The sequence below is a fragment of the Pseudomonas sp. ML96 genome, assembly GCF_000761545.1.
Taxonomy (GTDB): Bacteria; Pseudomonadota; Gammaproteobacteria; order Pseudomonadales; family Pseudomonadaceae; genus Aquipseudomonas.
The window spans coordinates 1-25,905 of record NZ_JPMY01000041.1 but is presented as its reverse complement, the minus strand read 5'-3'; the positions used below and the strand labels follow the sequence as shown (position 1 = coordinate 25,905).

The 25,905-nt window shown below is 66.6% G+C and carries 26 protein-coding genes and 1 pseudogene; 16 read left to right on the top strand and 11 right to left on the bottom strand.

Annotated features, from left to right (window positions below; genetic code table 11):
* The first annotated feature begins 61 nt into the window (after positions 1–61).
* From IP89_RS19420 to IP89_RS19385, 8 genes are all read left to right on the top strand, one after another.
* Positions 62–766, top strand: a complete 705-nt coding sequence (locus IP89_RS19420) for an SDR family oxidoreductase (RefSeq protein WP_043311369.1) — start codon at positions 62–64, stop codon at positions 764–766.
* Positions 767–923: 157 nt separating this feature from the next.
* Entirely contained in the window at positions 924–1,853 is a 930-nt protein-coding gene (locus IP89_RS19415) for an alpha/beta fold hydrolase (RefSeq protein WP_043311368.1), read from the top strand.
* Positions 1,854–1,959: 106 nt separating this feature from the next.
* Positions 1,960–2,856, top strand: coding sequence for a LysR family transcriptional regulator (locus IP89_RS19410; protein ID WP_177326906.1), 897 nt, complete (start codon positions 1,960–1,962; stop codon positions 2,854–2,856).
* A gap of 3 nt (positions 2,857–2,859) precedes the next feature.
* Positions 2,860–3,762 (top strand): LysR family transcriptional regulator, encoded by a 903-nt coding sequence (locus IP89_RS19405; protein ID WP_043311367.1) that lies wholly within the window; start codon positions 2,860–2,862, stop codon positions 3,760–3,762.
* 149 nt (positions 3,763–3,911) lie between these two features.
* Positions 3,912–4,538: a glutathione S-transferase family protein gene (locus tag IP89_RS19400; protein ID WP_043311366.1), complete on the top strand. Its 627-nt coding sequence runs from the start codon at positions 3,912–3,914 to the stop codon at positions 4,536–4,538.
* Between the two features lie 51 nt (positions 4,539–4,589).
* Entirely contained in the window at positions 4,590–6,644 is a 2,055-nt protein-coding gene (locus tag IP89_RS19395; RefSeq protein ID WP_043311365.1) for a pyridoxamine 5'-phosphate oxidase family protein, read from the top strand.
* A gap of 15 nt (positions 6,645–6,659) precedes the next feature.
* Entirely contained in the window at positions 6,660–6,899 is a 240-nt protein-coding gene (locus tag IP89_RS19390) for a hypothetical protein (RefSeq protein ID WP_043311364.1), read from the top strand.
* A gap of 36 nt (positions 6,900–6,935) precedes the next feature.
* Entirely contained in the window at positions 6,936–7,412 is a 477-nt protein-coding gene (locus IP89_RS19385) for a nuclear transport factor 2 family protein (RefSeq protein WP_043311363.1), read from the top strand.
* 63 nt (positions 7,413–7,475) lie between these two features.
* Here the strand turns inward: IP89_RS19385 and IP89_RS19380 are convergent, their stop codons facing one another.
* From IP89_RS19380 to IP89_RS19365, 5 genes are all read right to left on the bottom strand, one after another.
* Positions 7,476–8,789 (bottom strand): FAD-binding oxidoreductase, encoded by a 1,314-nt coding sequence (locus IP89_RS19380; protein WP_043311362.1) that lies wholly within the window; start codon positions 8,787–8,789, stop codon positions 7,476–7,478.
* 56 nt (positions 8,790–8,845) lie between these two features.
* Positions 8,846–10,210 (bottom strand): glutamine synthetase family protein, encoded by a 1,365-nt coding sequence (locus IP89_RS19375; protein ID WP_043311361.1) that lies wholly within the window; start codon positions 10,208–10,210, stop codon positions 8,846–8,848.
* A gap of 91 nt (positions 10,211–10,301) precedes the next feature.
* The gene (locus IP89_RS23425; protein WP_156115086.1) at positions 10,302–10,475 is read right to left on the bottom strand and encodes a hypothetical protein; all 174 of its coding nucleotides are present in this window, start codon (positions 10,473–10,475) and stop codon (positions 10,302–10,304) included.
* A gap of 67 nt (positions 10,476–10,542) precedes the next feature.
* The gene (locus tag IP89_RS19370) at positions 10,543–11,505 is read right to left on the bottom strand and encodes a hypothetical protein (RefSeq protein WP_043311508.1); all 963 of its coding nucleotides are present in this window, start codon (positions 11,503–11,505) and stop codon (positions 10,543–10,545) included.
* Positions 11,506–11,718: 213 nt separating this feature from the next.
* Positions 11,719–12,135: an HPF/RaiA family ribosome-associated protein gene (locus IP89_RS19365; RefSeq protein ID WP_043311360.1), complete on the bottom strand. Its 417-nt coding sequence runs from the start codon at positions 12,133–12,135 to the stop codon at positions 11,719–11,721.
* A gap of 380 nt (positions 12,136–12,515) precedes the next feature.
* Between IP89_RS19365 and IP89_RS19360 the strand changes: the two genes are divergently transcribed.
* Both IP89_RS19360 and IP89_RS19355 read left to right on the top strand, forming a co-directional pair.
* Entirely contained in the window at positions 12,516–13,748 is a 1,233-nt protein-coding gene (locus IP89_RS19360; protein WP_043311359.1) for an NADH:flavin oxidoreductase/NADH oxidase family protein, read from the top strand.
* Positions 13,749–13,829: 81 nt separating this feature from the next.
* Complete coding sequence (locus IP89_RS19355) at positions 13,830–14,132, top strand: I78 family peptidase inhibitor (RefSeq protein ID WP_043311358.1); 303 nt, start codon at positions 13,830–13,832, stop codon at positions 14,130–14,132.
* Between the two features lie 11 nt (positions 14,133–14,143).
* Here IP89_RS19355 and IP89_RS19350 read toward each other — a convergent pair whose 3' ends face one another.
* A complete protein-coding gene (locus IP89_RS19350) occupies positions 14,144–14,506 on the bottom strand; it encodes a putative quinol monooxygenase (protein WP_043311357.1) in 363 nt (120 codons plus the stop codon).
* A gap of 261 nt (positions 14,507–14,767) precedes the next feature.
* Here IP89_RS19350 and IP89_RS19345 point away from each other — a divergent pair, with 261 nt between their 5' ends.
* Positions 14,768–15,685 carry an AraC family transcriptional regulator gene (locus IP89_RS19345; RefSeq protein ID WP_043311356.1) on the top strand — a complete coding sequence of 306 codons (918 nt, stop codon included), beginning with the start codon at positions 14,768–14,770 and terminating at the stop codon, positions 15,683–15,685.
* Here IP89_RS19345 and IP89_RS19340 read toward each other — a convergent pair whose 3' ends face one another.
* Positions 15,686–16,570, bottom strand: a complete 885-nt coding sequence (locus tag IP89_RS19340; RefSeq protein WP_043311355.1) for a pseudouridine synthase — start codon at positions 16,568–16,570, stop codon at positions 15,686–15,688.
* Positions 16,571–16,737: 167 nt separating this feature from the next.
* Here IP89_RS19340 and IP89_RS19335 point away from each other — a divergent pair, with 167 nt between their 5' ends.
* On the top strand, positions 16,738–17,433 hold the full coding sequence (locus IP89_RS19335) for an aspartate/glutamate racemase family protein (RefSeq protein ID WP_043311354.1): 696 nt from the start codon (positions 16,738–16,740) through the stop codon (positions 17,431–17,433).
* Here IP89_RS19335 and IP89_RS19330 read toward each other — a convergent pair.
* Positions 17,430–19,007, bottom strand: a complete 1,578-nt coding sequence (locus tag IP89_RS19330) for a diguanylate cyclase (RefSeq protein ID WP_156115084.1) — start codon at positions 19,005–19,007, stop codon at positions 17,430–17,432. The genes IP89_RS19335 and IP89_RS19330 overlap by 4 nt on opposite strands.
* Before the next feature lie 65 nt (positions 19,008–19,072).
* On the bottom strand, positions 19,073–20,413 hold the full coding sequence (gene chrA / locus IP89_RS19325; protein WP_043311353.1) for a chromate efflux transporter: 1,341 nt from the start codon (positions 20,411–20,413) through the stop codon (positions 19,073–19,075).
* 139 nt (positions 20,414–20,552) lie between these two features.
* Between chrA and IP89_RS19320 the strand changes: the two genes are divergently transcribed.
* Complete coding sequence (locus IP89_RS19320) at positions 20,553–21,809, top strand: NAD(P)/FAD-dependent oxidoreductase (RefSeq protein WP_043311352.1); 1,257 nt, start codon at positions 20,553–20,555, stop codon at positions 21,807–21,809.
* Positions 21,810–21,890: 81 nt separating this feature from the next.
* Here the strand turns inward: IP89_RS19320 and IP89_RS19315 are convergent, their stop codons facing one another.
* Complete coding sequence (locus tag IP89_RS19315; protein ID WP_043311351.1) at positions 21,891–22,055, bottom strand: rubredoxin; 165 nt, start codon at positions 22,053–22,055, stop codon at positions 21,891–21,893.
* A gap of 258 nt (positions 22,056–22,313) precedes the next feature.
* On the opposite strand from IP89_RS19315, the gene IP89_RS19310 reads away from it, so the two are divergent.
* Entirely contained in the window at positions 22,314–22,508 is a 195-nt protein-coding gene (locus IP89_RS19310; protein WP_043311350.1) for a hypothetical protein, read from the top strand.
* Positions 22,509–22,517: 9 nt separating this feature from the next.
* Here IP89_RS19310 and IP89_RS19305 read toward each other — a convergent pair whose 3' ends face one another.
* Positions 22,518–24,008 (bottom strand): helicase HerA-like domain-containing protein, encoded by a 1,491-nt coding sequence (locus IP89_RS19305; protein ID WP_043311348.1) that lies wholly within the window; start codon positions 24,006–24,008, stop codon positions 22,518–22,520.
* A 127-nt stretch (positions 24,009–24,135) separates the two neighbouring features.
* On the opposite strand from IP89_RS19305, the pseudogene IP89_RS24005 reads away from it, so the two are divergent.
* Both IP89_RS24005 and IP89_RS24000 read left to right on the top strand, forming a co-directional pair.
* Positions 24,136–25,152: pseudogene (locus IP89_RS24005) on the top strand (cache domain-containing protein); the annotation flags it as partial.
* Between the two features lie 93 nt (positions 25,153–25,245).
* Positions 25,246–25,905 (top strand): methyl-accepting chemotaxis protein (locus tag IP89_RS24000; protein WP_371261969.1); only part of this gene is annotated, 660 nt, incomplete at its 3' end.

Here is a 25,905-nt window from a genome sequence, read left to right as displayed (position 1 = left end):
ACTGCCAGCAGGAAGGCAATGCTAGGCTCGCAGCTACCAACAGGTTTCTGGAGCACGGTGTATGTCAGTAGAAAAAGTAGCGATCCTCACCGCAGCCGGCAGCGGCATGGGCGCGGCAGCCGCCAGGCGCCTCGCCGCGGACGGCTACAAGGTCGGCATCCTGTCGTCATCGGGCAAGGGCGAGGCACTGGCCCGCGAGCTGGGTGGCGTGGGCGTGACGGGCAGCAACCAGTCGGTCGAGGACCTGCAGCGCCTGGTCGACACAGTCACCGGAAAATGGGGGCGCATCGATGTGCTGGTGAACAGCGCAGGCCATGGCCCGCGCGGGCCGATTCTCGAGATCAGCGACGAGGACTGGCATCGGGGAATGGACACCTACCTGCTCAACGTCATCCGCCCGACCCGCCTGGTCACGCCGATCATGCAGCAGCAGAAAGGCGGCGCGATCATCAATATCTCTACCGCCTGGGCGTTCGAGCCCAGCGCCATGTTCCCCACCTCGGCCGTGTTCCGCGCCGGCCTGGCGGCGTTCACCAAGATCTTTGCCGACACCTATGCCGCCGACAACATCCGCATGAACAACGTCCTGCCGGGCTGGATCGACAGCCTGCCGGCGACCGAGGAGCGACGTGGCAGCGTGCCGCTGCAGCGCTATGGCAGCAGCGAGGAAATCGCCGCGACCATCGCCTTCCTTGCCTCGGATGGCGGCGCCTACATCACCGCGCAGAACATTCGGGTCGACGGCGGCCTCAGTCGCTCGGTCTGAGCCACACAGCCCTGTAGCTCGCCGCGAGATACTGCCGAAGAGCGATAGCAGCACAGCCCGCAAGTCCCGAATATTGGCGCCTACCGTTCCGCTTGGACGCCTTTGGTGCCTCGCCCTGATCGGTCACTCCAACAGCGATGCGCCATAGGGATTTGCCATGAAGAAACTGCTGTCGATCATCGTCGTGCTGCTCGCGGCGGCAGCCGCGACTCTGTATTTCTCCCCCACCGCCCTGCTCGCCAGTACGCAGTCGCTCGAGCGGCACCTGGCCGGGCTGTCGACCCAGGATATCCAGGTCGACGAGTTCAACATCCGCTACTACGAGGGCGGCCCGGCGGATGCTGAAACAATCCTGATGCTGCATGGCTTCGGCGGTAACCGCGACACCTGGCTGCGCTTCTCCCGCGAGCTCACCGCGCGTTACCACGTCATCGCCCTGGACCTGCCGGGCTTTGGTGAAAGCAGCAAGCCGGATGTCAGCTACGACGTCGCCAGCCAGGTCGAACGCCTGCACGGCCTGATCCAGGCCCTGGGCATTCGCAAGCTGCACCTGATCGGCAACTCCATGGGCGGCCATATCGCCGCGCTCTATAGCGCACGCCATGGCGACGAAGTGCTCAGCCTGGCCCTGCTCAACAACTCTGGCGTAACCACACCGACCAAGAGCGAGATGTTCCAGCGCATCCAGCGCGGCGAGCCCAATCCGCTGGTGGTGCGCAAACCGGAGGACTTCGATGTGCTGATGCACTTCGTCTTCGCCACCCCGCCAGCCATGCCGGAGCCGCTGAAGCGTCACTTCGCACAGCAGTCGATGGCCAACCGCGAACACTACGACCGCATCTTCGCCCAGCTGCGCGAACGCTACGTCCCGCTGGAGCCGGAGCTGCCGAAGATCCAGGCGCCGACCCTGCTGCTGTGGGGCGACCAGGATCGCGTGCTGGATGTCTCCAGCATCGAGGTGATGAAGCCGCTGCTGCACAAGCCCAGCGTGGTGATCATGCAGAACTGTGGTCACGTGCCGATGCTCGAACGCCCGGCCGAAACCGCCCAGCACTATCAGGATTTCCTCGACGCCAACCGCGGCTGAGGCGAACAGGGATTTGCCCATGTCACTCGAACGGCCTGAGGCGCTACGCTGTTAGCGGCTCGGACCACTCTGCAGACTGGCGGTGATCGTGGACAGGTTTCAGGAAATGAAGGTGTTGTTGGCGGTCGCGGAAGCGGAGAGCTTTGCCGGGGGCGCCAAGCTGATGGGCATGTCGCCACCGAGCGTGACCCGGGTGATCGCGGGGCTGGAGAATCGCCTCGGCACCCTGCTGCTGGCCCGCAGCACACGCAGCCTGCGCCTGACCGAGGCGGGCCGGCGCTACGTGGAGGACTGCAAGCGCATCCTGCTCGACCTGGAGGAAGCCGACGAACTGGCCGCCGGCAGCAGCAGCCGGGTGCGCGGCAACCTGACCGTGACGGCGCCGGTGATGTTCGGCGAGCTGTTCCTGATTCCGCTGATCACCGAATACCTCGCCGAGCACCCGGAGGTGTCGATCAACGCCCTGCTGGTGGATCGCCTGGTGAGCATGGTCGACGAGGGCCTGGACGTGGCCGTGCGCATCGGCAAGCTGCCCGACACCGGCCTGCAGGCGGTCCGGGTGGGCGCCATCCGCCCGGTGATCTGCGCCGCCCCGGCCTTTCTCGAACGCGCTGGGCGGCCCCAGGTGCCCAAGGATGTGCTGGGCGCGCCCATCGTCATGTCGTCGGCCAGTAGCCTGCTCACCGACTGGCAGTTCAACGGCGCGCAGGGCGCCCTCACCCTGCATCCCAAGCCGCGCCTGCTGGTCAGCTCCAACCAGGCGGCGATCAATGCCGCGCGCATGGGCTGGGGACTGACGCGGGTGCTGTCGTATCAGGTCGCCGAGCTGGTGGCCAAGGGAGAGCTGGAGATCGTCCTCGAGGACTACGAAACCGCGGCGCTGCCGGTGCACGTGCTGTACCAGGGCAGCAAGCGCATCTCGGCCAAGGTGCGCACCTTCGTTGACTTCTGCACCCGGCGCTTCCAGCAGGACCCGGCGCTGCAGTCGGCGACGGTGGCCTGAGGCATGAGCCGCTACCGGCAGATGCAGGTGTTCGATGCCGTGGTGCAGGCCGGCAGCCTGGCCGCTGCCGCGCGCCCGCTGGAACTGTCGGTGGCGACCATCATGCGCACCATCGATGCGCTGGAGGCGCGCCTGAATGCCACCTTGCTGGTACGTGGGCCGCGCGGGGTAAGCCTGAGCCCTGCCGGTGAGCAGTTCGCCTTGAGCTGCCGGCAGATCCTCGAGCAGACCGAGGAGGCCGAACGCTCGGCGGTGGGCGTGCATACCTGCTCGGGCGGGCAACTGACGCTGGCGCTACCGCTGCTGATGGACCATCAGGTGCTCACGCCCATCGCCCTCGCCTACCTCGACGCCTTCCCCGACGTGCAACTGGCCACCCGCGCCAGCCACGGCACGCCCAGGCTGCTGGAAGAAGGCATCGATGTGGCGCTGGTGGTGGGTCAGCTGGCCAACTCGTCCGAGTTTGCCCAGTCCCTGGGCGAGGTGCGGCCGATCGTCTGCGCCGCGCCCGCCTACCTGGCCCGGTGGGGCCAGCCGCAGACGCCAGATGAGCTCAAGGCCCATCGCGCGGTGATTGCCACGGCCCCCGGCTACGACGCGCCCTGGCAGTTCCGCTGCGAGCGCAGCACGCGCCTGGTCAAGCCCACGCCGGTGCTGACCTGCACCACCCAGCGCGCGGCCATCCACGCCGCCACCCTGGGCCTGGGGCTGATCCGCTGCATGAGCTACGAAGCCCATGCCGAGCTGCAGAGCGGCCTGCTCGAACCGGTGCTGCAGCCCTTCGCCAGCGCCGGGGTGCCGGCGCAGCTGATCTATCGCCACGGCCGTCGCGCCGAGGCGCGAGTGCGCAGCTTCATCGACTTCGCCACGCCGCGGCTGCGCGCGCACCCCGCCTTCTGCGGCTGACCCGCGCGTCCCACTCTTTCAGAAAACGGAATTATGGATTGCCCGGCGTGGTGATTCTGCTCGCCCCTGCATGGGCGCAGGATGGCTCCAACAGCGCAACACCCCCGAACAGCGCGCTGACCACTCACACAAGTAACGGAGCCACGATCATGACCAACACCATCAAACTCTACCGCCACCCGCTGTCCGGCCATGCCCATCGCGTCGAGCTGATGCTCTCGCTGCTCAACCTGCCTACCGATCTGGTGTTCGTCGACCTGGCCAACGGTGCGCACAAGAAGGCCGAGTACCTGGCCATCAACGCCTTCGGCCAGGTGCCGGTGATCGATGACAACGGCACCCTGCTCAGCGACTCCAACGCGATCCTGGTCTACCTGGCCAAGCAATACGGCAGCGGCAGCTGGCAGCTCAACGACCCGCTACACGAAGCTCGCGTACAGCGCTGGCTGTCGGTCGCCGCCGGCCAGGTTGCCTACGGCCCGGCTGCTGCACGGCTGATCACGGTGTTCGGCGCATCCTTCAATGCCGACGAGGTCATCAGCCGTGCCCATGCCCTGCTCAAGGTGATGGAGACCGAACTGGCGGCCAGCCCGTTCCTCGTAGGCAGCGAGCCGAGCATCGCCGATGTCGCCAACTACAGTTACATCGCCCATGCCCCGGAAGGCAACGTCTCGCTGGAGGCCTACCCGAACGTGCGTGCCTGGCTGCAACGCATCGAAGCCCTGCCCGGCTTCGTACCGATGCAACGTACCGCCGCAGGTCTGCAAGCCAGCTGAGTGTTGACCCGGCTGCCGGGTTTCCCGGCAGCCCTCTCAAGGAGCGCCGTCATGGACCATCTGCCCAAACACCGCACATCGCCCTGGCATGCCGGCGAACGCCAGCTGCAGGAAGCCGTACACGCCACCGAGCGCATGGAAGTGATCGGGCAGAAGGTCATCCGCGATTACATGCCCGACCAGCACCGCGAGTTCTACCACCAGCTGCCATTCATGGTGGTCGGCGCGGTGGATGCTGGCGGCCGCCCCTGGGCTACTCTGCTCGAAGGGCCGGAAGGCTTCGTCACCTCGGACGATCCGCAGCACCTGTTCCTCGCCACTCAGCCCGATCCGCAGGACCCGGCCGCCGCCGGCCTGCAGGCAGGCAACGCCATCGGCATGCTCGGCATCGAGCTGCATACGCGCCGGCGTAACCGCATCAACGGCGTGATCCAGCAGGCCTCGGCCGCAGGCTTCGCCGTGGAAGTCGAGCACTCCTACGGCAACTGCCCCAAGTACATCCAGGAACGCTCTTACACCCGCGTCACCGCGCCGGCAAACGGCAATCCGCCACGCCAGGACTTCACCGGCCTGGACGACTACAGCAGCGCGCTGATCCGCGCCGCCGACACCTTCTTCATCGCCAGCTACGTCGAGCATGACGACCACAGTCGTTCGGTGGACGTCTCCCATCGCGGCGGCCGTGCCGGCTTCGTCAGGGTCGAAGGCAACCGCCTGACCATTCCCGACTACGCCGGCAACCTGTTCTTCAACACCCTCGGCAACCTGCAGGTCAATCCGATCGCCGGCTTGCTGTTCGTCGACTTCGCCACGGGCGACGTGCTGCAACTCAGCGGGCGCACCGAGCTGCTGCTCGACAGCCCGCTGATCAAGGCCTTCGAAGGCGCCGAGCGGCTGTGGACGGTCGAGGTCGAGCACGTGGTGCTGCGCCCGGCCGCCGTGGGCATTCGCTGGCAGTTTCACGACTATGCGCCGACCAGCCTGGCCACCGGCACCTGGGCGGAGACCGAGGAACGCGTGCGCCAGTACGAGCAGCGCCGACAGTGGCAGCAATGGCGCGTGGCGCGGGTGCAGCAGGAGAGCAGCGACATCCGCTCGTTCGTCCTCGAACCGCAGGACAGCGCTGCCGTGCCCTTCGCCGCCGGCCAGCACCTGCCGATGCGCCTGCAGGCCAGCGACGAGGCCCTGGTCAGGACCTACACCGTCTCCAGCGCGCCGTCCGACGGGCATATCCGCATCAGCGTGAAATTGCAGGGCAAAGCCTCGCGCCACCTGCACGAGAACGTCCAGGTCGGCGATCTGCTGGAAGTACGCGCACCGCTGGGCAGCTTCACCTTGGTCGATGAAGCCGAGCGGCCGGTGGTGCTGATCGGCGCCGGCGTCGGCATCACCCCGATGGTGTCCATGGCCCGCGAGCTGGTGGCGCAGAACCGCCAGCACCAGCGCGCGCGGCATATCCATCTGTTCCACAGCGCCCGCAGCCTGGCCGAGCTGCCCTTCCGCGAGGAGCTGACGGCGCTGCAACAACAGGCGGACGGACTGCTGCATATCCACCGCGCCCTGAGCAGCCCCGGCGCCGAGGCGCAGCTCGAACGCGATTACCAACTGGCCGGCCGCCTGAGCTTCGCCCAGGTCAAGGCGCGCCTGCCGCTGGACGACTACGACTTCTACCTGTGCGGCCCCAGCAGTTTCCTGCAGGACATGTACGACGGCCTGCGTGGCCTCAATATCCCTGACCAGCGCATCCACGCCGAGGCCTTCGGCCCCTCTGCGCTGCGCCGCTCACAAACCGAGCAGCCGCCGAGCCTGGAACAACCGCCAGCAGCCACGGTGCCGGTACCGGTGTACTTCTCCGCCTCGGCCACCGAGGCGCGCTGGAAGCCCGACAGCGGCAGCCTGCTGGAGCTGGCCGAAAGCCGTGGCCTGAGCCCCGAATTCAGCTGCCGCGGCGGTTCGTGCGGCACCTGCGCCGCCAAGCTGGTCAGCGGTGCCGTGCACTACCCCAATCCGCCGGCGCAGTTGCCGGACGGCGACAAGGTGCTGATCTGCTGCGCCGTGCCGGCGCAGACCGAGGACAGCCCACAACCCCTGGTGCTGGATATCTGACGAGGAGGCCACGAGATGAACAGAAGCGATTTGCGCAGTTGGGAAATGCAGCCGCCCGTGCAGTGGCACGACGCGCCCACCTCTTCGTCACCGAACCGTGACGCCATGGAGTGGGAAGCGAACCTGCTGCTGCCGCAGATGGCTGCGGCGCTGGAACACCCCTGCTCCGCCGCATCGGCCAACCGCCTGCTCAGCCTGTGGCGCGCACTGCGCACCGGCATTCGTCAGCCAGTCACCGGCGCCGCGCGCCACTGAACGCCCCCAATTCCCTTCGCCAACAGGAGCAAGCCCATGTCCACGCCCGAAATCCGCCAGCCAGTGCCGCCCTTCACCCGCGAGACCGCCATCCAAAAAGTGCGCATGGCCGAGGATGGCTGGAACAGCCGCGATGCGGCCAAGGTGGCTCTGGCCTATACCCCGGATACCAAGTGGCGCAACCGCGCGGAGTTCGCCAGCAGCCGCGCCGAGGCGCAGGCGTTCCTCACCCGCAAGTGGAACAAGGAGCTGGAGTACCGTCTGATCAAGGAGCTGTGGGCCTTCAGCGAGAACCGCATCGCCGTGCGCTACGCCTACGAATGGCATGACGACTCCGGCAACTGGTTCCGCTCCTACGGCAACGAGAACTGGGAGTTCGCCGACAACGGCCTGATGGCCCATCGCTTCGCCTGTATCAACGACCTGCCCATCAGCGAGGCCGAGCGCAAGTTCCGCTGGCCGCTGGGCCGCCGTCCGGATGACCATCCGGGGCTGTCTGAACTGGGCCTGTAACGAGGCCAGGCGACCCGCTTCCGGGTGGAAGCGGGACTGCTCAGATGGCGTGAGCGCGCGTTATCAGCGCAGCTTTTCCATCATCTGGTAGTACCACATGCCGGCGGCCAGCATCGGGTTGCCGAACACGTCACCCATCGGCACCTTGATGTGCTTGCAGGCGGCGAAGGTGTCGTAGTGGCCGAGGGTGCCGGTCAGGGCGTTGGCCATGATCTCGCCCATGATGTGGGTGGTGGCGATGCCGTGGCCGGAATAGCCCTGGCAGTACCAGACATTCTGCGACAGCTTGCCCAGCTGCGGGATGCGGTTCATCACGATGCCCATGGCGCAGCTCCACTGGAACTCGATCTCCACGCCCTTGAGCTGCGGGAAGGTGCGCTCGATGCACGGGCGCAGCTCGGCGGCGATATCGCGCGAGTCGCGGCCCGAGTAGTTAGCGCCACCGCCGAACAGCAGGCGGCCGTCGTTGGTCATGCGGTAGTAGTCGAGCACGAAGCGGCAGTCGTATACGGCCAGGGTCTGCGGGTTGAGCTCCTTGGCCAGGTCGCCCAGCGGCGCGGTGGTGACGATGCCGCCCATGGCCGGGAAGATCATGCCTTTGAGCTGCTTGCGCGCCAGCTTGTGGTAGACGTCGCCGGCCAGCAGCACCTGCTTGGCATTGATGCGGCCCTGGGCGGTGATCACCGCCGGATTGGCGCCCTGGACGATGTCCAGCACCTCGGAATGCTCGAAGATCAGCGCGCCCAGGCTCTCGGCGGCCTTGGCCTCGCCGATGCACAGGTTCAGCGGGTGCAGGTGCATGTTGCGGGTGTTCTTGATCGCGCCCATGTAGATATCGGTTGCCAGGTGCTCGCGCACGCCGGCGGCGTCGAGCAGGCTGACGTCGTCACCCATGCCGCGCTCGATGGCCTCGGCATAGGAGCTGCGCAGCTCGTCCATGTGCGAGGGCTTCATCGCCGCGTGCAGGTGGCCGTGGCGCAGGTCGCACTGGATGCCGTACTTGGCCACGCGGTTCTTGATGATCTCGTGGCCACGCCAGCGCAGGTGCCAGATGAAGTCGTCGACTTCCTCGCCCAGGGTATTGCGCATCTGCTTGCGCATGGCCGCATCGCCCGACAGGCTGCCGGTGACCTGGCCGCCGTTGCGCCCGGTGGCGCCCCAGCCGATCTTGTTGGTCTCGACTATGGCTACCTTGAGGCCGCGCTCGGCCAGCTCTACCGCGGTGGCGACGCCGGTGAAACCGCCGCCGATGATGGCGACGTCGACGCTGACCTGGCCCTGCAGGGTCGGGTAGTTGGTTTCCTCGTTCAGCGTGGCGCTGTAGTAGGACTTGGCCCGCTCGGCGGCGGCGATCACGGGTTGGGTTGCTGCGTTCATAGCTGTTTTCCTCTGTGGCCACCGGCATCAGGCGCGGCGGCTGTTCTTGTTCTGTATCAGGCGTTGGTCAGGTACCAGCGCCAGTCCTGCTCGCCCACTTCGCCCATGAACTGGCGGTACTCGGCGCGCTTCACCGCCAGGTACACGCGCAGGAACTCCGCGCCGAAGGCATCGCGAGCCCAGGCGGAGTGCTCCAGGGCGTGTAGCGAGGCGGACCATTCGGTGGGCAGGAACTGTTTGGCCTGGGCATAGCCGTTACCCTGCACCGGCGCGCCCGGGTCGAGGTTCTCGCGCAGGCCACGGTGGATGCCGGCGAGAATCGCCGCGGCAGCCAGGTAGGGATTGGCGTCGGCGCCGCAGATGCGGTGCTCGACATGCCGGGTATGCGCCGGGCCGCCCGGTACGCGCAGGCTCACGGTGCGGTTGTCCACACCCCAGGTCGGCGCCAGCGGCGCGTAGCTGTTGGCCTGGAAGCGCCGGTAGGAGTTGGCGTTGGGGCAGAACAGCAGCAGCGAGTCGAGCAGGCTGGCGAGCATGCCGCCGACCGCCTGACGCAGCAGCGCGCTGCCCTCCTTGGCCTCGCTGGCGAACAGGTTGTTGCCCTGCTCGTCCGCCAGGCTCACATGCATATGCATGCCGGTGCCGGCGAGATGGTCGAACGGCTTGGCCATGAAACAGGCCTGCATGCCGTGCTTGTGCGCCACGCCCTTGACCAGGCGCTTGTAGCGCACCGCCTGATCCATGGCTTCGAGCGCATCGCCGTGCTCCAGGGTGATCTCCACCTGGCCAGGCGCGTATTCGGAAATCGCCGTGCGCGCCGGAATGCCCTGGGCCTTGCAGGCTGCGTAGAGGTCGGCGAGGAACGGCTCGATCTGCTCCAGCTCACGCAGGCCATACACCTGGGTACTGCGTGGGCGGCCGCCGTCGGCGTCCAGCGCCGGTTGCGGGCGGCCCTGGGCGTCGCGTTTCTGGTCGAGCAGGTAGAACTCCAGCTCGCAGGCCATCACCGGCTGGTAGCCGTCGGCCTTGAGCGCATCGATCACCCGCACCAGCAGGTGGCGCGGATCGGCCACGGTGGCCGGCAGGCCTTCGCTGGGGTGCATGGAAACCTGCACGGCGGCGGTGGGAATCTGCCGCCAGCTCAGGCGTTGCAGGCTGCCGGGCAGCGGATAGGCGCGGCAATCGATGTCGCCCACCTCCCAGACCAGGCCGGAGTTCTCGACATCCTCGCCATGCAGGGTCAGACCAAGCATGGTACTGGGCAGCGGTCGGCCGCTCTGGTACAGCGCCAGCAGCTCCTCGCGGTGCAGCAGCTTGCCGCGCGGCACGCCGTTGGCGTCCAGCACGAACAGCTCGATCAGCTCGATGTCGGGGTTGGCGGCGAGGAAGGCAGTGGCTTCCTCGACGGGGGCAAATCGCATGGGGCCTCGCTTTGCGCCAGAGGGCGCGCTGTCTGAAGAACGGCAGACAAGAAATCGACAGGCGAGCCGCGTACTTGGCGCGGTCGCGTTATCAGGCAGCGAGGCGAGTGTCCGGTGGGCGGGCGTGACGGCAGTGCCAGAGGGCCCAGAAGGCCAGCACCGGGTTGAGCGAGGGCAGCGCGCCGATGCCGAACCGCGCCCGGAAGGGGCGGCGTGCGGGTGCGGTCATCGGCGTGCAGGGATTCATGGCTTGGCAGACTCGCATGGCGGCTAACCACGGTTAAATCGGATTCTTTGCATGCTCAGTTCAGGCTTAGCTAAACAATCGACATTCAGGGCAGATAACGGAATGGCCGGCCAAGACCTTCCTCGACCTGCCCGGAGAGGTACCAGACGCCCGCCAACACACCGCGATCCGGGCTACTCAGCAGAGCCCGAAACTCCTGGTCGAGCGCCACGTCCAGGCTGCTGCGCAGCTGCGCCTCGCGCTCGGGTCGGTCGTTCTCGCGGGCGATCAGGGTGAACAGGGTGACGCCCAGCGACAGGCTGGCACCGGCCACCCGCCCGAGCATGGCCGACACTGCACTGGCGGCGCCGCTGGTGGTCATCTCCTCGACCAGCCGCTCGCTGGTGCGCTGGGCCACCAGCGAGATGCCGGGGTCGGCCGACCAGTCGCCACCCGGCACCGCACCGACCCGTTCGAGCAGTGCGGCATAGGCCGGCAGGCGTTCCAGCGGATCGGCGTGGATCAGCTGATAGAGGTTGGCGCCGGGCTCGCCGGCGAGCATCGGCAGCGCGGCCAGGCGCTGGTCGAACTGCTCCTGCGGCACGCCGTGGCGCGCGGGAATGGGCTGCAGGCGCATGTCGAGTTGGCGTACGTAGATGCGCGTGGAGGCGCGCAGGATGCGTTCGGGCGAAGTCTGCTCGGCTACCGGTTCGAGCACCTGCTCCTGGTACTCCTCCTGCAGGTAGGCGGCCAGGCGCCGTACGGTGGGGTCGTCCTCGTCGGCGCCGAGCTTGTACCAGGACACCTTGAAGCTCAGCCATTGCTGGGTCCAGTAGCCAGAGAACCAGGGGATGAACTCCTCGTCGGTCTGCCGCTGCACCAGCGCCAGCCAGCGCTGCATGGCCTGCAGCGCATGCTCGCGGGCCTGCTCCTCGGCGCCACGCGAGGCGGCAGCGATGTCCTGGTCGACCTGCCGCCAAGTGCTCTCGGAAACCTGCACCGGCGGGCCACCGGCGCAGCCGAGCAGCAGCGCCGCGAGGAGCGATAGGCACAGCTGCCGACCCGCCATGAGATCCGCCTGCCCGCCACGCTGGCGAGCCACAGCCTCCTTCCGCCGGATCGCGAAGCAACCTTCGCAACCCGCACGGCCCCCGCTCCAACGAAGCGTCCAGCACGCCCGACCCTGGTCGGTTTCAGTATAGGAGCCGGGCCTCTTGCTAGGCGCAGAAACGACAACCGCCCGGAACGGGCGGTTGTTGATAGCTATGCAGAGGGACGTCGATCAGTCGCGCTCCAGCTCCTCCTGCTTGGCCAGGAACTCCTCTTCCAGCAGGGCATCGGTGAGCACCACATCGCCGTCTGCGACGTAACGGCCGGTGGAGGAGATGGCTTTACTTTCCAGACGCCCGGTCATGTGCTCCAGGGCGTGGCGCATCTTCTCGGCGGCGCCGTCGATGGCCTGCTCCATGGCCTCGGCCTTGTGTGTCACGGAGATGGGCTGATGGCCCTTGGGCCGGGCCTCGATGAGGCAGCGTTTGTCGTCGCTGCCGGACTTGTGCGCGTTCTCGTCGCTGATATGAACCACCACCCGGGTTAGCAGCTCGTCGAAGTGTTCGAGTCTGTCCGTCACTTCCGCGCTAACCCATTCCTGAAGCCGAGCACTACCTTCGATTTGATTGGTGCGAACTTGAACTTGCATGGGGCTTCCTCGTATTGCTGGGGTGTCTCCGAGGTGCTGCGGCTGCGGGGCTCAGGCGGGTGAAGCGTCTCCTCTGGTGTGCCTGCGAAGCGTGGCGTACCGACTTCGGCGCGCCATTCCCCCTGCTGGACCACACAACTACGGATGGGTCGGCAGACCTTTTGCCGCGACCCGATGAATCTCTGACTCCAGTCTTACTACAGCCTTCGTCGGCGGGCAAATCCAAGATGTCGCACCTCGCCCTGCGAATGTTTCTCCAGATTACCCAGCACGGCGCAATACCCCGCAGCCGAGCTGCACAGGAAATATCCACAAGGCTATTGACCTTAAAGTTGACTTCAAGCTTAGGATTCCTCCATCGCCCATCGGAGACCTGATTCATGTCGCCCTTCCAGCCCTTGCAACTGCCCAACGGCGCCAGCATCCCCAACCGCATCGCCAAGGCCGCCATGGAGGAAAACATGGCCGACTGCCAACAGGCGCCCTCGGCCGACCTGCTGCGCCTGTACCGCGCCTGGGCCGAAGGCGGCTCCGGCCTGCTGCTGACCGGCAACGTGATGATCGACGGCCGCGCCATGACCGGCCCCGGCGGCGTGGTGCTGGAGGATGACAGCCAGTTGGACAAGTTCCGCGAGTGGGCCCGCGTCGGCCGCGCCCAGGGTGCGCAGTTCTGGATGCAACTCAATCATCCCGGCCGGCAGATGCAGGCCAACCTCGGCCAGCAGACTGTGGCGCCCTCCGCCGTGGCCATCGAGCTGGGCAGCTTCTCCAAGCTGTTCCCGCTGCCCAAGGCGCTGGACGAGGCGGAGATCGCCGAGCTGATCCGCCGCTTCGTGCGCTCCGCCGAGCTGGCCGAGCAGGCCGGTTTCACCGGCGTGCAGATTCACGCGGCCCACGGCTACCTGCTCAGCCAGTTCCTCTCGCCCATCACCAACCGCCGCACCGACAGCTGGGGTGGCTCGCTGGAGAACCGCGCGCGCCTGCTGCTGGAAGTGGTCAAGGCGGTACGTGCCAAGGTCTCGCCGAGCTTCTGCGTGTCGGTCAAGCTCAACTCGGCGGACTTCCAGCGCGGCGGTTTCGACGCCGCCGACGCCAAGCGCGTGGTGGAGATGCTCGGCGAGCTGGATGTCGACCTGGTCGAGCTGTCCGGCGGCAGCTACGAGGCGCCAGCCATGCAGGGCGATGCCCGCGACGGCCGCACCCTGGCCCGCGAGGCCTACTTCCTCGAATTCGCCGACGAGATCGCCGCGGTGGCGCGCATGCCGCTGATGGTCACCGGTGGCATTCGCCGCCTGCCGGTGGTGGAGAAGGTGCTGGACAGCCGCGTGGCCATGGCCGGCATCGCTACCGCTCTGGCCATCGACCCGGCCCTGCCCGCGCACTGGCGCCAGGACCGCGAGCGCAGCGCCGAGCTGCCGCCGATCCGTTGGAAGCGCAAGGCCCTGGCCTCGCTGGCCTACATGGCCACGGTGAAGTTCCAGCTCAAGCGCCTCGCCCAGGGCGCCCAGCCCAAGCCGCTGGTCTCGCCGCTGCGCGCGCTGATCGGCGAGCAGCTGCGCATCGCCCGGCGTACCCGCCAGTACAAGCGCTGGATGGCCGCCCGCAGCGCCTGACGTCGCAGAAGCTGATCCGCGTGGTTGCCTGAACGGGCGGAGGGTGGCACGGTGGGGCATGTTTCAGAAAGGACGCAAGCCATGACCCGAATCCTGCCTCTCTCCGCCCTGCTCGCCGCTGCCCTGCTGGCCGGCTGTGCCTCCAGCCCGGATGGCGAAGCCCCGGCCGCCAAGGGCGACGGCCGCTGCGACGCCGCAGCGGTGCAGAACCTGGTGGAGCAGCGCATCACCACCGAACTGGCCGAAGAGGCCCGTGTGAAGTCCGGCGCCGAACTGCTGCGCGTAACCCATCCGAATCAGCCGGTGACCATGGACTACAACCCGCGCCGGCTGAACATCGACATCGATGACGCCGACAGCATCATCCGCCTGAGCTGCGGCTGACGCGTACTTCGCTAGATGCGCGGTTCCACGCGCATCTGCATGCGGCGAATCAGGCCGCTCTCCACCAGGCGCCCGAGCAGCTGCATGTGCGGCAGCCCGAGATGCGCCTGCAGCTCCTGGTCGGAGTCCCAATGGCTGCGCAGCTGCCACTCATCGGCAGCGACGCGCTGCAGCTCGCAGCGCCGGCAGGCCGGATCGCGCCGCGCGCAATGCAACAGTTCTTCGAGCTGCTCACCGAGTGTCTCACCCGCGCCGACGCGGGCATGGAAGCTGGCCAGGCTGATAATCGCTTGATTCATCTGCAGTACCCCGCGCAATGGGATGAAACGCGCCGGGGCCGATGGGCCAGCGGCGGCGATGGCAAGGGAGTTCATGGCAAAGGCCTCCTGTAACGGCGCTCGCCAATGGCGCCTGGACGCTGCAGAGATTGCGCGCACGCGAGGCATCATCGTTAGCCGGAAACTGTCGACGACTTGCACGATCCTGCATCGCGCAGAATCGGTCTGGCCCTGAGCAAACCTGCGCCGACTAGCGCCTTGCCCGATCCTCTGCGGTTCTTGCCTGATCCTGCCGACCGGCAGACATCCCCTGCCGAATGGGGAGTATTCTGGCCGCTCACCGAGGAGAGCCACGCCATGTCGAACGCCGCAAGCCCCCTAGAGAATCAGGAAGGACAACGCCGCGAGCTGGCCCAGCTGATTGCCCATTTCTGCCCGGAAGAAGGCATCGCGGAAACCTCGGTGCCGGGCCTTGCGCTGTTCCGTTCCTCCGCGCCCCTGCCCATCACCCACGGCTTGTGCCGCCCGGCACTGTGCATCATGGCCCAGGGGCAGAAAGTGGTGCGCCTGGAGGGCGAGGTGTACGCCTATGACCCGCTGCATTACCTGGTGGCCATGGTGACGCTGCCGATCACCGGCGAGGTAACCCTGGCCTCGCCGGAAGAGCCCTACCTGAGCCTGCGCCTGGACATCGACCCCAACGAGATCGGCAACCTGCTGGCCGCCGCCGGCCCCGTCGGCGTGCCCAGCGGCGGCAGCGGGCGCGGCCTGCATGTCGATCGCCTCGACGCACCGTTGCTGGATGCCGTGCTGCGCCTGGTGCGCCTGCTGGAGAGCCCGCGCGACATCGCCATGCTCGCCCCGCTGGTGCGCCGCGAGATTCTCTATCGCCTGTTGCACAGCCCGCAGGGGCAGCTGCTGCGCGACATCGCCACGGCGGACAGCCAGGCACACCGGATCAACCTGGCCATCGAGTGGCTCAACGGCCACTACCACGAGCCGCTGCGCATCGACGAGCTGGCGCGACTGAGCAACCTCAGCACCTCGACCCTGCATCACCGCTTCAAGGCGGTGACCGCCATGAGCCCGCTGCAGTACCAGAAGCAATTGCGCCTGCAGGAGGCGCGGCGGCTGATGCTGTGCGAGAACCTGGATGTGTCGAGCGCCGGCTACAAGGTCGGCTACGAGAGCCCGTCGCAGTTCAGCCGCGAATACAGCCGCCTGTTCGGCGAGCCGCCGGTACGTGACCTGGCGCGACTGCGCAGCGCGGGCTGACTACCAGTCCAGCTCGAGACGGCTCTCGAAACTGCGCGGCGCGCCGCTCAGCGGATCATTGAAGTTCAGGCTGTGGGCCAGCAGCTTGAGCGGGCGGCTGAAGTCGTCCACGCCCTTCTCGTCAACAAGTTCGGGGTAGAAGGTGTCATTGACGATCGGCGCGCCGAGGGCGGCCATGTGCACGCGCAGCTGGTGCTGCTTGCCGCTGACCGGGAACAGCCGGTAGCGCCACAACTCCTCGCGCCGCTCCAGTACCTCCAGCAGGGTCTCGCTGTTCGGCTCGCCATCCACCTCGCGCATGCGGAAGAACGGCTCACCCTTTTCCAGGCGGCTGTGCCGGCGTAGGGGGAAGTCGTATTGCGGCAGCGCCGGGGCGATGGCCTGGTAGCGCTTGTCGATGCGTTTCTCGCGGAACAACGCCTGGTAGGCACCGCGGCTGGCAGGCGTGGCGGAGAACAGCACCAGCCCGGCGGTGTGCCGGTCGATACGGTGCAGCGGTGCCAGGTGCGGGTTGCCGGTCTCGCGCACCAGGCGGGTGAGCAGGGTTTCCTCGGCGTAGTCGCCGGCCGGCATCACCGGCAGGAAATGCGGCTTGTCCGCCACCAGCAGGTGTTCGTCCAGGTGCAGCACCTGGGCCTGGAAGGGAATCTTGCGTTCGTTCTCGATCTCGCGGAAATACTGCACGCGCAGCGCCTCGCGGTAAGGCGCATCGGGGCCCAGCGGGCGATTCTGCTCGTCGAGCACCAGGCCACGGGCCATGCGCGCCAGCCAGGTGTCGCGGGAAATCTGCGGGAAGCGCTCGCACAGGCAGTCCAGCACCGTGGCCCAGGTGCCTGGCGGCAGGTGTAGATAACTGGGGCGAACATGCAGGGATGGCGAGGTCATAGGGCATACATGGCGGCAAGGCCGTGCATTATTCCTCAGCCCGGCGCAAAACGCCGCCCCACTCGTCCACCGCGCACCATCTGTAGGGGCCGATTCGCCGCAGACTGTAGCTGCAGAAGCGCCGCGGGCCGGCGCACCATGCACGGCTGAACAAGCAGGAGACGCAGATGAAGACCATTGGCCTGATCGGGGGCATGAGCTGGGAGTCCACCCTGCCCTACTACCGGCATATCAACGAGGCGATCAGGGCGCACCTGGGCGGCCTGCATTCGGCCCGCCTGGTGCTGTACAGCGTCGACTTCCACGAGATCGAGCAGCTGCAGCGCAGTGGTGACTGGCAACGTGCCGGCGAGCTGCTGGGCGAGGCAGCCGTGGCCCTGCAACGCGCCGGCGCGGACTTCCTGGTGCTGTGTACCAACACCATGCATAAAGTGGCCGCGACCATCGAGGCCGCCAGCGATCTGCCGCTGCTGCATATCGCCGACCCGACCGCCGCCGCCATCCACAGCGCCGGCCTGCAGCGGGTGGGCCTGCTCGGCACGCGCTTCACCATGGAGCAGCCGTTCTATCGCGAGCGCCTGGAGCAGCGCCACGGCATCCAGGTGCTGGTGCCGGAGGAGGCCGACCGCGATCTGGTGCATCGGGTGATCTACGAAGAGCTGTGCCTGGGCCAGGTGCGCGAGGACTCGCGCCAGGCCTATCGCGCGCTGATCGAACGCCTGGTGGCGCGCGGCGCCGAAGCAGTGATCCTCGGCTGCACCGAGATCGGCCTGCTGGTGGGCGCGGAAGATGCCCGCGTGCCGCTGTTCGACACCACCCTGTTGCACGCGGTGGCTGCAGCGGAGCAGGCGCTGCAGGACTAGCCGATCAGCGCGTCGACCTTGCCGTCGTAGAGCATCACTCGGTCGCGCCCCGAGGCCTTGGCCGCGTAGAGCGCCTTGTCCGCGCCTTGGACCAAGCCATCGATGCCAATCGACGAAGCCGGCTGCGGCAGGCAGACATTGACCCCGGCGCTCAGGCTCAGGCGCCGTCCCGGCGAGCCGGCGTGCGGCAAGGCCAGGTCCTCCAGGGCCAGGCGGATCTGCTCGGCCACCAGCAGCGCGCCCTGGGCATCGGTCTCCGGCAGCAGCAGGCAGAACTCTTCGCCACCGTAGCGCGCGGCCAGGTCGGCCGGGCGCTTCTGCCCGCCACGAATCAGATCGGCCACGGTGCGCAGGCATTCGTCCCCCGCCGAGTGGCCGTAGATGTCGTTGTACTGCTTGAAGTAGTCGACATCGAACATCACCAATGCCAGCGGCTTCTTGCTGCGCGCGGCGCGGCTGTATTCGTCCTGCAGCGCGTGCATGAAGCGACGGCGGTTGGCCAGGCGCGTCAGCTCGTCTTCCAGGGCCTGTTGCTCCAGGCGCTTGTTGAACGAGCGCAGGGCGTCGCGGGTGGCCACCAGCTCCACCTCGATGCGCTGGCCCTCCTTGATCAGGCGCAGCAGGTAGAAGCCGAACAGCGCCAGCAGGATCGCCAGCAGGCTCACCACGAACAGCTGACGGGACGTGTCTTCGCGCCAGTCGGCGAGGATGTCCTCCTCGGCCAGGGCGGTGATCACCACCAGTGGATAGCCCTGGATCTGCCGGTAGCTGAACAGCCGCTCCACCCCGTCGATCACCGAGGGCAGCAGCGCCGTGCCGGTGGGGCTGTGCGGCAGCATGTGGGTGAAGATTTTGCCGCGGGCGATGCTCGAGCCGATCAGGTCCTCGCGGAAGGGACTGCGTACCAGCAGGGTGCCGTCGTTGAGCACCAGGTTGATAGCGCCGTGCTCGCGCACATCGAAGGTCGCGTAGAACTGGCGGAAGTAGTCGATGGAGATGGTCGCCAGCGCCACGCCGGCGAAGTTGCCCTGGGCATCCTCCAGGCGCCGCGACAGCGGGATGATCCACTCGCCGGTGGTACGACTGCGTACCGGCAGGCCGACGTGGGCATCGTGGTCATCCGGATGCTGGCGATGGAAGACGAAGTACTCGCGGTCGGCGTTGTTGGCTCCGGGCGGAACCTCGCCGAACGAATTGACCACCCAGTTGCCATCGCGATCGTAGGCGAACAGGCCATGCAGCTCGGCCTGTTCGTAGACATGCTGGCGCATCAGCCCCTGCAAGCGCTGCAGCTTCTGCTCATCCATGCCGTCCACCTGCAGCCGCTCGACCAGGTCGAGCAGCACGGTATCGGCCTTCTTCAGGGAGTCGGACGCCTGCCGCGCCAGCGCTGAGGCAAGGTTGGAGGTCTCGATCTCGGCCTCACGCAACTGCACCTGACGCGCCTTCCAGATCAGCCAGCCATCGGTCGCCACCAGGGACACGCACACCAGCACCACGAAAAGGCGTGCCAGCGGCACTATCGCCGGGCGCTGCAACCAGCGTCGAAAGCTGCTCCCTGATTCGCTACTCATACTCATCTAGTGGCGCTGCTCACCTCCGGCTGATGTGCTTCAAATATAGAAAAGCCTGGCGCCGGTCAATAAAACGCGCGTACCAGATGCACCGCCAGGCCCATCGCGGCACACAACAGCAGCACTTCGACCACGCCACGGCGCAGCACGAACAGCGCCACTGCCGCCAGCACGGCGATCAGTGCCGACGGCCAGTCGAAGGCGCCGGCGAAGCCCTGCGGCCAGAGCACGTGGTAGGCGAAGAACAGCGCAAGGTTGAGGATCACCCCCACCACCGCGGCGGTGATGGCGGTCAGCGGCGCGGTGAACTTCAGCTCGCCGCGGGTCGCCTCCACCAGCGGCCCGCCGATGAGGATGAACAGGAACGACGGCAGGAAGGTGAACCAGGTGACCAGGCAGGCGGCCAGCGCGCCGCTGGTGAAGGCCGAGTCAGCGCCGAACAGCGGCTGACCGTAGGCGCCGACAAAGGCGACGAAGGCCACCACCATGATCAGTGGCCCCGGCGTGGTCTCGCCCAGGGCCAGGCCATCGATCATCTGCGCCGGCGTCAGCCAGCCATAGTGCGCCACCGCGCCCTGGTAGACGTAGGGCAGCACCGCGTAGGCGCCACCGAAGGTGAGCAGCGCGGCCTTGCTGAAGAACCAGCCCATCTGGGTCAGGTTGCCGTGCCAGCCGAAGGCCAGGGTCAGCAGGCCCATCGGCAACAACCACAGTGCTGCGCCGACCAGCAGCAGGAGCAGCAGGCGCGGCAGTCGGAAACGCGCATGGGCGGGCGGCGGCGTATCGTCGTCGATCAAGGCCGGACCGTAGGAAACCTGCGCCGGCCCGTGCCCACCACCAGGTGCAAAATACTGCGGCGCCAGGCGCCCGCCCAAATAGCCAAGCGTGGCGGCCGCCAGCACTATCAGCGGGAACGGCACGTTGAGAGCGAAGATGGCCACGAAGGCCGCCGCCGCTATTCCCCACAGCCAGCGGTTATTCAGCGCCCGCGAGCCGATGCGATGGGCCGCCTGCACCACTATCGCGGTCACCGCCGGCTTGATGCCATAGAAGATGCCGGCCACCAGCGGCATGTCGCCGAAGGCGATGTACAGCCAGGACAGCAGGATCAGCAGCAGCAACGATGGCAGCACGAACAAGCTGCCGGCGATGACCCCACCCCAGGTGCGGTGCAGCAGCCAGCCGATATAGGTCGCCAGCTGCTGGGCCTCGGGACCGGGCAGCAACATGCAGTAGTTGAGCGCGTGCAGGAAACGCCGCTCGGAAATCCAGCGCCGCCGCTCCACCAGTTCCTGATGCATCAGGGCGATCTGCCCGGCCGGCCCGCCGAAACTGATGAAACCCAGCTTGAGCCAGAACGGCAGCGCCTGGCGCCAGCTCAGTGATTGCGGTCCCTCGGCCTGCATGCGTCATCTCCCCCGATTACAGCCGCTCATGCTGCCACAGGCATTGCGACAACGGCATGGCGATTGGCATCTTCGGTCGGGACTTGAGCCACCAGGATGCATACACTAGCGGCCAGCCCCATTTCAGCCCGAGGTCACCATGACAGACGCCGCTTCCTCCACTGCCATCATCATCGGCGCCGGCCATGCCGGTGGCGAACTGGCCATCGCCCTGCGTAACGAGGGCTGGGAGGGGCGCATCCTGCTGCTCGGCGAGGAAACTCACCTGCCCTACCACCGTCCGCCGCTGTCCAAGGCCTACCTGGCCGGCAGCGTGGAGAAGAGCAGCCTGTCGATCCGCCCGCAGATGGCCTACGACAAGGCCAATGTGGAGTTCTTCGGCGGCGTGCGCGTGACGCGCATCGACCGCGCCAACAAGCTGCTGGAGCTGGCCGACGGCAAGCAGTTGGCCTACGACAAGCTGGCCATCGCCACCGGCGGCCGCCCGCGCCCGCTGGCCGTACCGAATGCCGGCAGCGCCGAGCGCTGCAGCAACTTCCACTACCTGCGCACCCTCGACGATGTCGAACTGATCCGCGCGCAGATGGCCGCCGGCAAGCGCCTGGCCATAGTCGGTGGCGGCTACATCGGCCTGGAAGTGGCTGCTGCGGCCATCGCCCAGGGCCTACAGGTCACCGTACTCGAGACCCTGCCGCGCGTGCTGCAACGCGTCACCGCCGCCGAGCTGTCGGCCTACTACGAGCGCAAGCACCGCGAGGCCGGGGTGGATATCCGCACCGGCGTACAGGTTGCTGATCTGGAGGTCAGCGGCGAGGCGGTCAGCGCCGTGCTCTGCGCCGACGGCAGCCGCCTGGAAACCGACCTGGTGGTGGTCGGCATCGGCCTGATCGCCAATACCGAACTGGCCGCCGAAGCCGGCCTGCAGGTGGACAACGGCATCCTGGTCGACGAATGCGCCCGCACCAGCGACCCGGACATCTTCGCCGCCGGCGACTGCACCAATCACCCCAACGCCCTGCTCGGCCGCCGCCTGCGCCTGGAGTCGGTACCCAACGCCCTGGAGCAGTCGCGCGCAGCCGCCGCCAACATGGCCGGCAAGTCCAAGGCCTATGCCTCGGTGCCCTGGTTCTGGTCCGACCAGTACGAGCTGAAACTGAAAATGGTCGGTCTCTCCGAAGGCTTCGAGCGCCTGGTACTACGCGGCGACCCGCTGAGCGACAGCTTCAGCGCCTTCTACCTCAAGGATGACAAGGTGCTGGCCGCCGACACGGTGAACCGCCCACAAGACTTCATCGCCGCCAAACGCCTGGTCGCCGAAAGCATCGCCGTGACCGTGGAGCAACTGGCCGACGACAGCAAGCCGCTCAAGGAGCTGTTGCCGGTGGCCGGCGCCTGAAAATCTGAGCCTGAGCGCTGCACACCATAAGGATGCAGCGCTCTTTTGGCAGGGCGCGAGTGATCACACGCCTGTCGCCCCTCAAATCTCGATCATCTCGAAATCGGCCTTGGCAGCCCCGCAATCGGGGCAGAGCCAGTCTGCCGGCACATCCTCCCAGCGCGTCCCCGGAGCGATGCCCTCGTCCGGCCAGCCCAGCGCTTCGTCATAGATGAAGCCGCAGATGGTGCATTGCCACTTCTTCATAGCCACCTCCCATGCCTGCATTGAGCATAGGAAGTTGCAGCGACACACCCAGCCAAGATGCTTCGAATACAACTTGGCAACTCGGTCAAACTTAATGAACTCGGCGTGGCATGCGGCTTCCAATAATTGCCGCCGACACTTTCGAGCGATGGAAATGAAAGAACCGAACGCTATAATTGCGCCACTACTACCGAATAAATGCAGTAGTAGCTTCGATAGAGGCCGCTCCCTGCGGCCCCTCACTCATCTGGTGAACATGTGACGAAAGACGAACTGCGCGCCGAACTGGAGCGTCAGGCGCAACGTTACAAGGATGTATATGGCGGCGAAGTCGTGACCTACGCCGCCCAGCCGGACCCCGAGCGCAAGCCCTGGCGCAAGAAGCAAAGCCTGCTGGACCAGGCGTTCCAGCAGGAAATACAGAAGATCGAACAGGCCCGCGAGGCGGAGTGATCCGCCGCCTCAGCGCCGCTTGCCACCGCCCAGCAACGAGCCCATCAGCCCTCGCACCAGTTGCCGACCGATCTGGTTGGCGGCCTGGCGCACGGCGGTCTTCATCACCTGGCTGGCCAGGCTGCCCAGCAGCTCGCCGGCCATGCCACCCAAACCACCCTGCTCCGGCGCTGGCGCCGCCTTGCCGGCCGGCACTGCCTCCGGCGCCTGGGCGTTGCGCGCCATGAGCATTTCATAAGCAGATTCACGATCCACCGGTTTGTCGTAGCGCCCGGCCTGCGGCGAGCTGCGCAGCAACTGCGCGCGCTCGGCCTCGCTCAGCGGCCCGATGCGTGACTGCGGAGGAGCAATGGCAACGCGCTGTACCATAGCCGGCGTGCCCTTCTCTTCCAGAGTACCGACCAGCGCCTCGCCGATGCCCAGCTCGGTAAGCACGCTCAGGCTGTCGAAGTCCGGATTAGGGCGGAAACCATCGGCCACCGCACGTAACGACTTCTGCTCTTTGGCGGTAAAGGCGCGCAGGCCATGCTGAATACGCAGGCCCAGCTGGGCCAGGACATCGTCCGGCAGGTCGCTGGGCGACTGGGTGACGAAGTAGACGCCGACGCCTTTCGAGCGGATCAGCCGCACGACCTGTTCCAGACGCTCCTGCAAGGCCCGCGGAGTATCGGCGAACAGCAGATGCGCCTCGTCGAAGAACAGCGCCAGCACCGGTTTGTCGGCATCGCCGCGCTCGGGCAACTGCTCGAACAGTTCGGCCAGCAGCCAGAGCAGGAAAGTGGCATAGACCTTGGGCGCCTCGTGGACCAGGCGACTGGCATCGAGCAGGTGGATGCGTCCGCGTCCATCACGCTCGGGATGGAGGATGTCCTCCAGCTGCAGCGCCGGCTCGCCGAACAGTGACTCGGCGCCCTGTTGCTCCAGGGTGGCCAGGCGCCGCAGCAGGGCCTGGGCCGAGGCTCCGGCGAACAGCGCCCGATCCTCGCCGAGCAGCTCGGGGTGATCCTTGAGATGGTTGAGCAGCGCCTTCAGGTCCTTCAGATCGAGCAGCAGCAGCCCTTCGCGATCGGCCACCTGGAAAGCGGCGTAGAGCGCGGCCTGCTGGCTGTCGGTCAGCTCCAACAGGTTGCCCAGCAGCAGTGGCCCCATCTCGCTGAGCGTGGTGCGCAGCGGATGGCCGGTCTTGCCCGCCACATCCCAGAGGGTCACCGGATAGGCTTGGGGAGTGTGATTGAGCCAGGGCATGCCGGCGATGCGCTCGGCGACCTTGCCCTGCGGGTTGCCGGCGGCGCCCAGGCCGCAGAGATCGCCCTTGATGTCGGCGGCGAATACCGCCACGCCGGCATCGCTGAACAGCTCGGCCAGGCGCTGCAGAGTCACCGTCTTGCCGGTGCCGGTGGCGCCGGCGACCAGGCCGTGGCGATTGGTCAGGCGCAGGGCCTGGGCGACGGGCTGGCCCTGCGGATCAGCACCAAGAACAAAAGTATCGGCTACAGGCATCTTGCCATCCCTCGGGCTAAAGCTTTACTGCAGATATGTCGCTATAGGTGATGTTACCGAAAGGCGCGCGAGTCCTCGCGCAGCCACCTACAAGACTGCTGCCAGTCATTACCGGACGCAAGTGACCATGACCCAGAATCTCAAGTTCAGCCACAAGATCCTGCTCGCCGCCTCATTGGTGGTGATCGCAGCCTTCACCCTGTTCAGTCTGTACAACGACTATCTGCAGCGAAACGCGATCAAGGTTGACTTGGAAGACGAGTTGCAGAGCCTCGGCGAGGTCACCGCCAGCAACATCCAGAACTGGCTGTCCGGGCGCATCCTGCTGGTCGAGAACATCGCCCAGGGCGTACAGGACGATACCCCGGAAACTCTCGCGCGCACCCTGGAACGCAAGGCGCCGGCCTCCACCTTCGCCTTCACCTACCTGGGTGGTGCAGACGGCTCCTTCACCATGCGCCCCGAGGGCGACATGCCCGAGGGTTACGACCCCCGTACCCGTCCCTGGTACAAGGACGCCATGACCGCCGGCGGCTCGACCCTGACCGAGCCTTACGTAGATGCCGCGACCGGCAAGCTGATCATCACCATCGCCACCCCGGCCGGTAGCAGCGGCGTGGTCGGCGGCGACCTGAGCCTGGATACCCTGGTACAGATCATCAACTCGCTGGACTTCGGCGGCATGGGCTATGCGTTCCTGGTCAGCTCCGACGGCAAGATCCTGGTTCACCCGAACAAGGATCTGGTGATGAAGAGCCTCAAGGACATCTACCCGCAGAACACCCCGCAGATCAGCAACCAGGTGTCCGAGGCCAATCTGGACGGCATCGACCGCATCCTCACCTTCACTCAGGTCAAGGGGCTGCCCTCGGTCAACTGGTACATCGGTCTGTCCATCGACAAGGACAAGGCCTACGCCACGCTCAGCGATTTCCGCACCTCGGCCATCATCGCTACCGTGATCGCCGTGGTCATCATCATGCTCCTGCTGGGCATGCTGATCCGCGTGCTGATGCAGCCGCTGCTGCTGATGGGCAAGGCCATGCGCGACATCGCCCAGGGTGAAGGCGACCTGACCAAGCGCCTCAGCGTGCATGCCCGCGACGAATTCGGCGAGCTGGCCAGCTCCTTCAACCAGTTCGTCGAGCGTATCCATGGCTCGATCCGCGAGGTGTCCTCGGCCACCGGCCAGCTCAACGAAGTAGCCAAACTGGTGGTCAGCGCCTCCAACTCGTCGATGGCCAACTCGGACGAGCAAGCCACCCGCACCAACAGCGTGGCCGCAGCGATCAACGAGCTGGGTGCCGCCGCTCAGGAGATCGCGCGCAACGCCGCCGATGCCTCGCACCAGGCCTCGGACGCCCGCGAGCTGGCCGAGGAAGGCAGCCAGGTGCTGCAGAAGACCATCACGGCGATGAACGAGCTGTCGGAGAAGATCAGTGCCTCCAGCTCCAACATCGAGGCACTGAACAGCAAGACGGTCAACATCGGTCAGATCCTCGAGGTGATCAAGAGCATCTCCGAGCAGACCAACCTGCTGGCGCTCAACGCGGCCATCGAGGCGGCCCGTGCCGGCGAGGCTGGGCGTGGCTTCGCCGTGGTAGCGGACGAAGTGCGCAACCTGGCCCACCGTACCCAGGAGTCGGCGCAGGAAATCCAGAAGATGATCGAGGAGCTGCAGGTAGATGCCCGCGAATCGGTCACCACCATGACCGAGAGCCAGCGCTACAGCGAGCAGAGCGTGGAGATCGCCAACAAGGCCGGTGAGCGTCTGGGCAGCGTGACCCTGCGTATCGGCGAGATAGACGGCATGAACCAGTCGGTGGCCACCGCGACCGAGGAACAGACCTCGGTGGTCGAGGCGCTGAACATGGACATCACCGAGATCAACACCCTC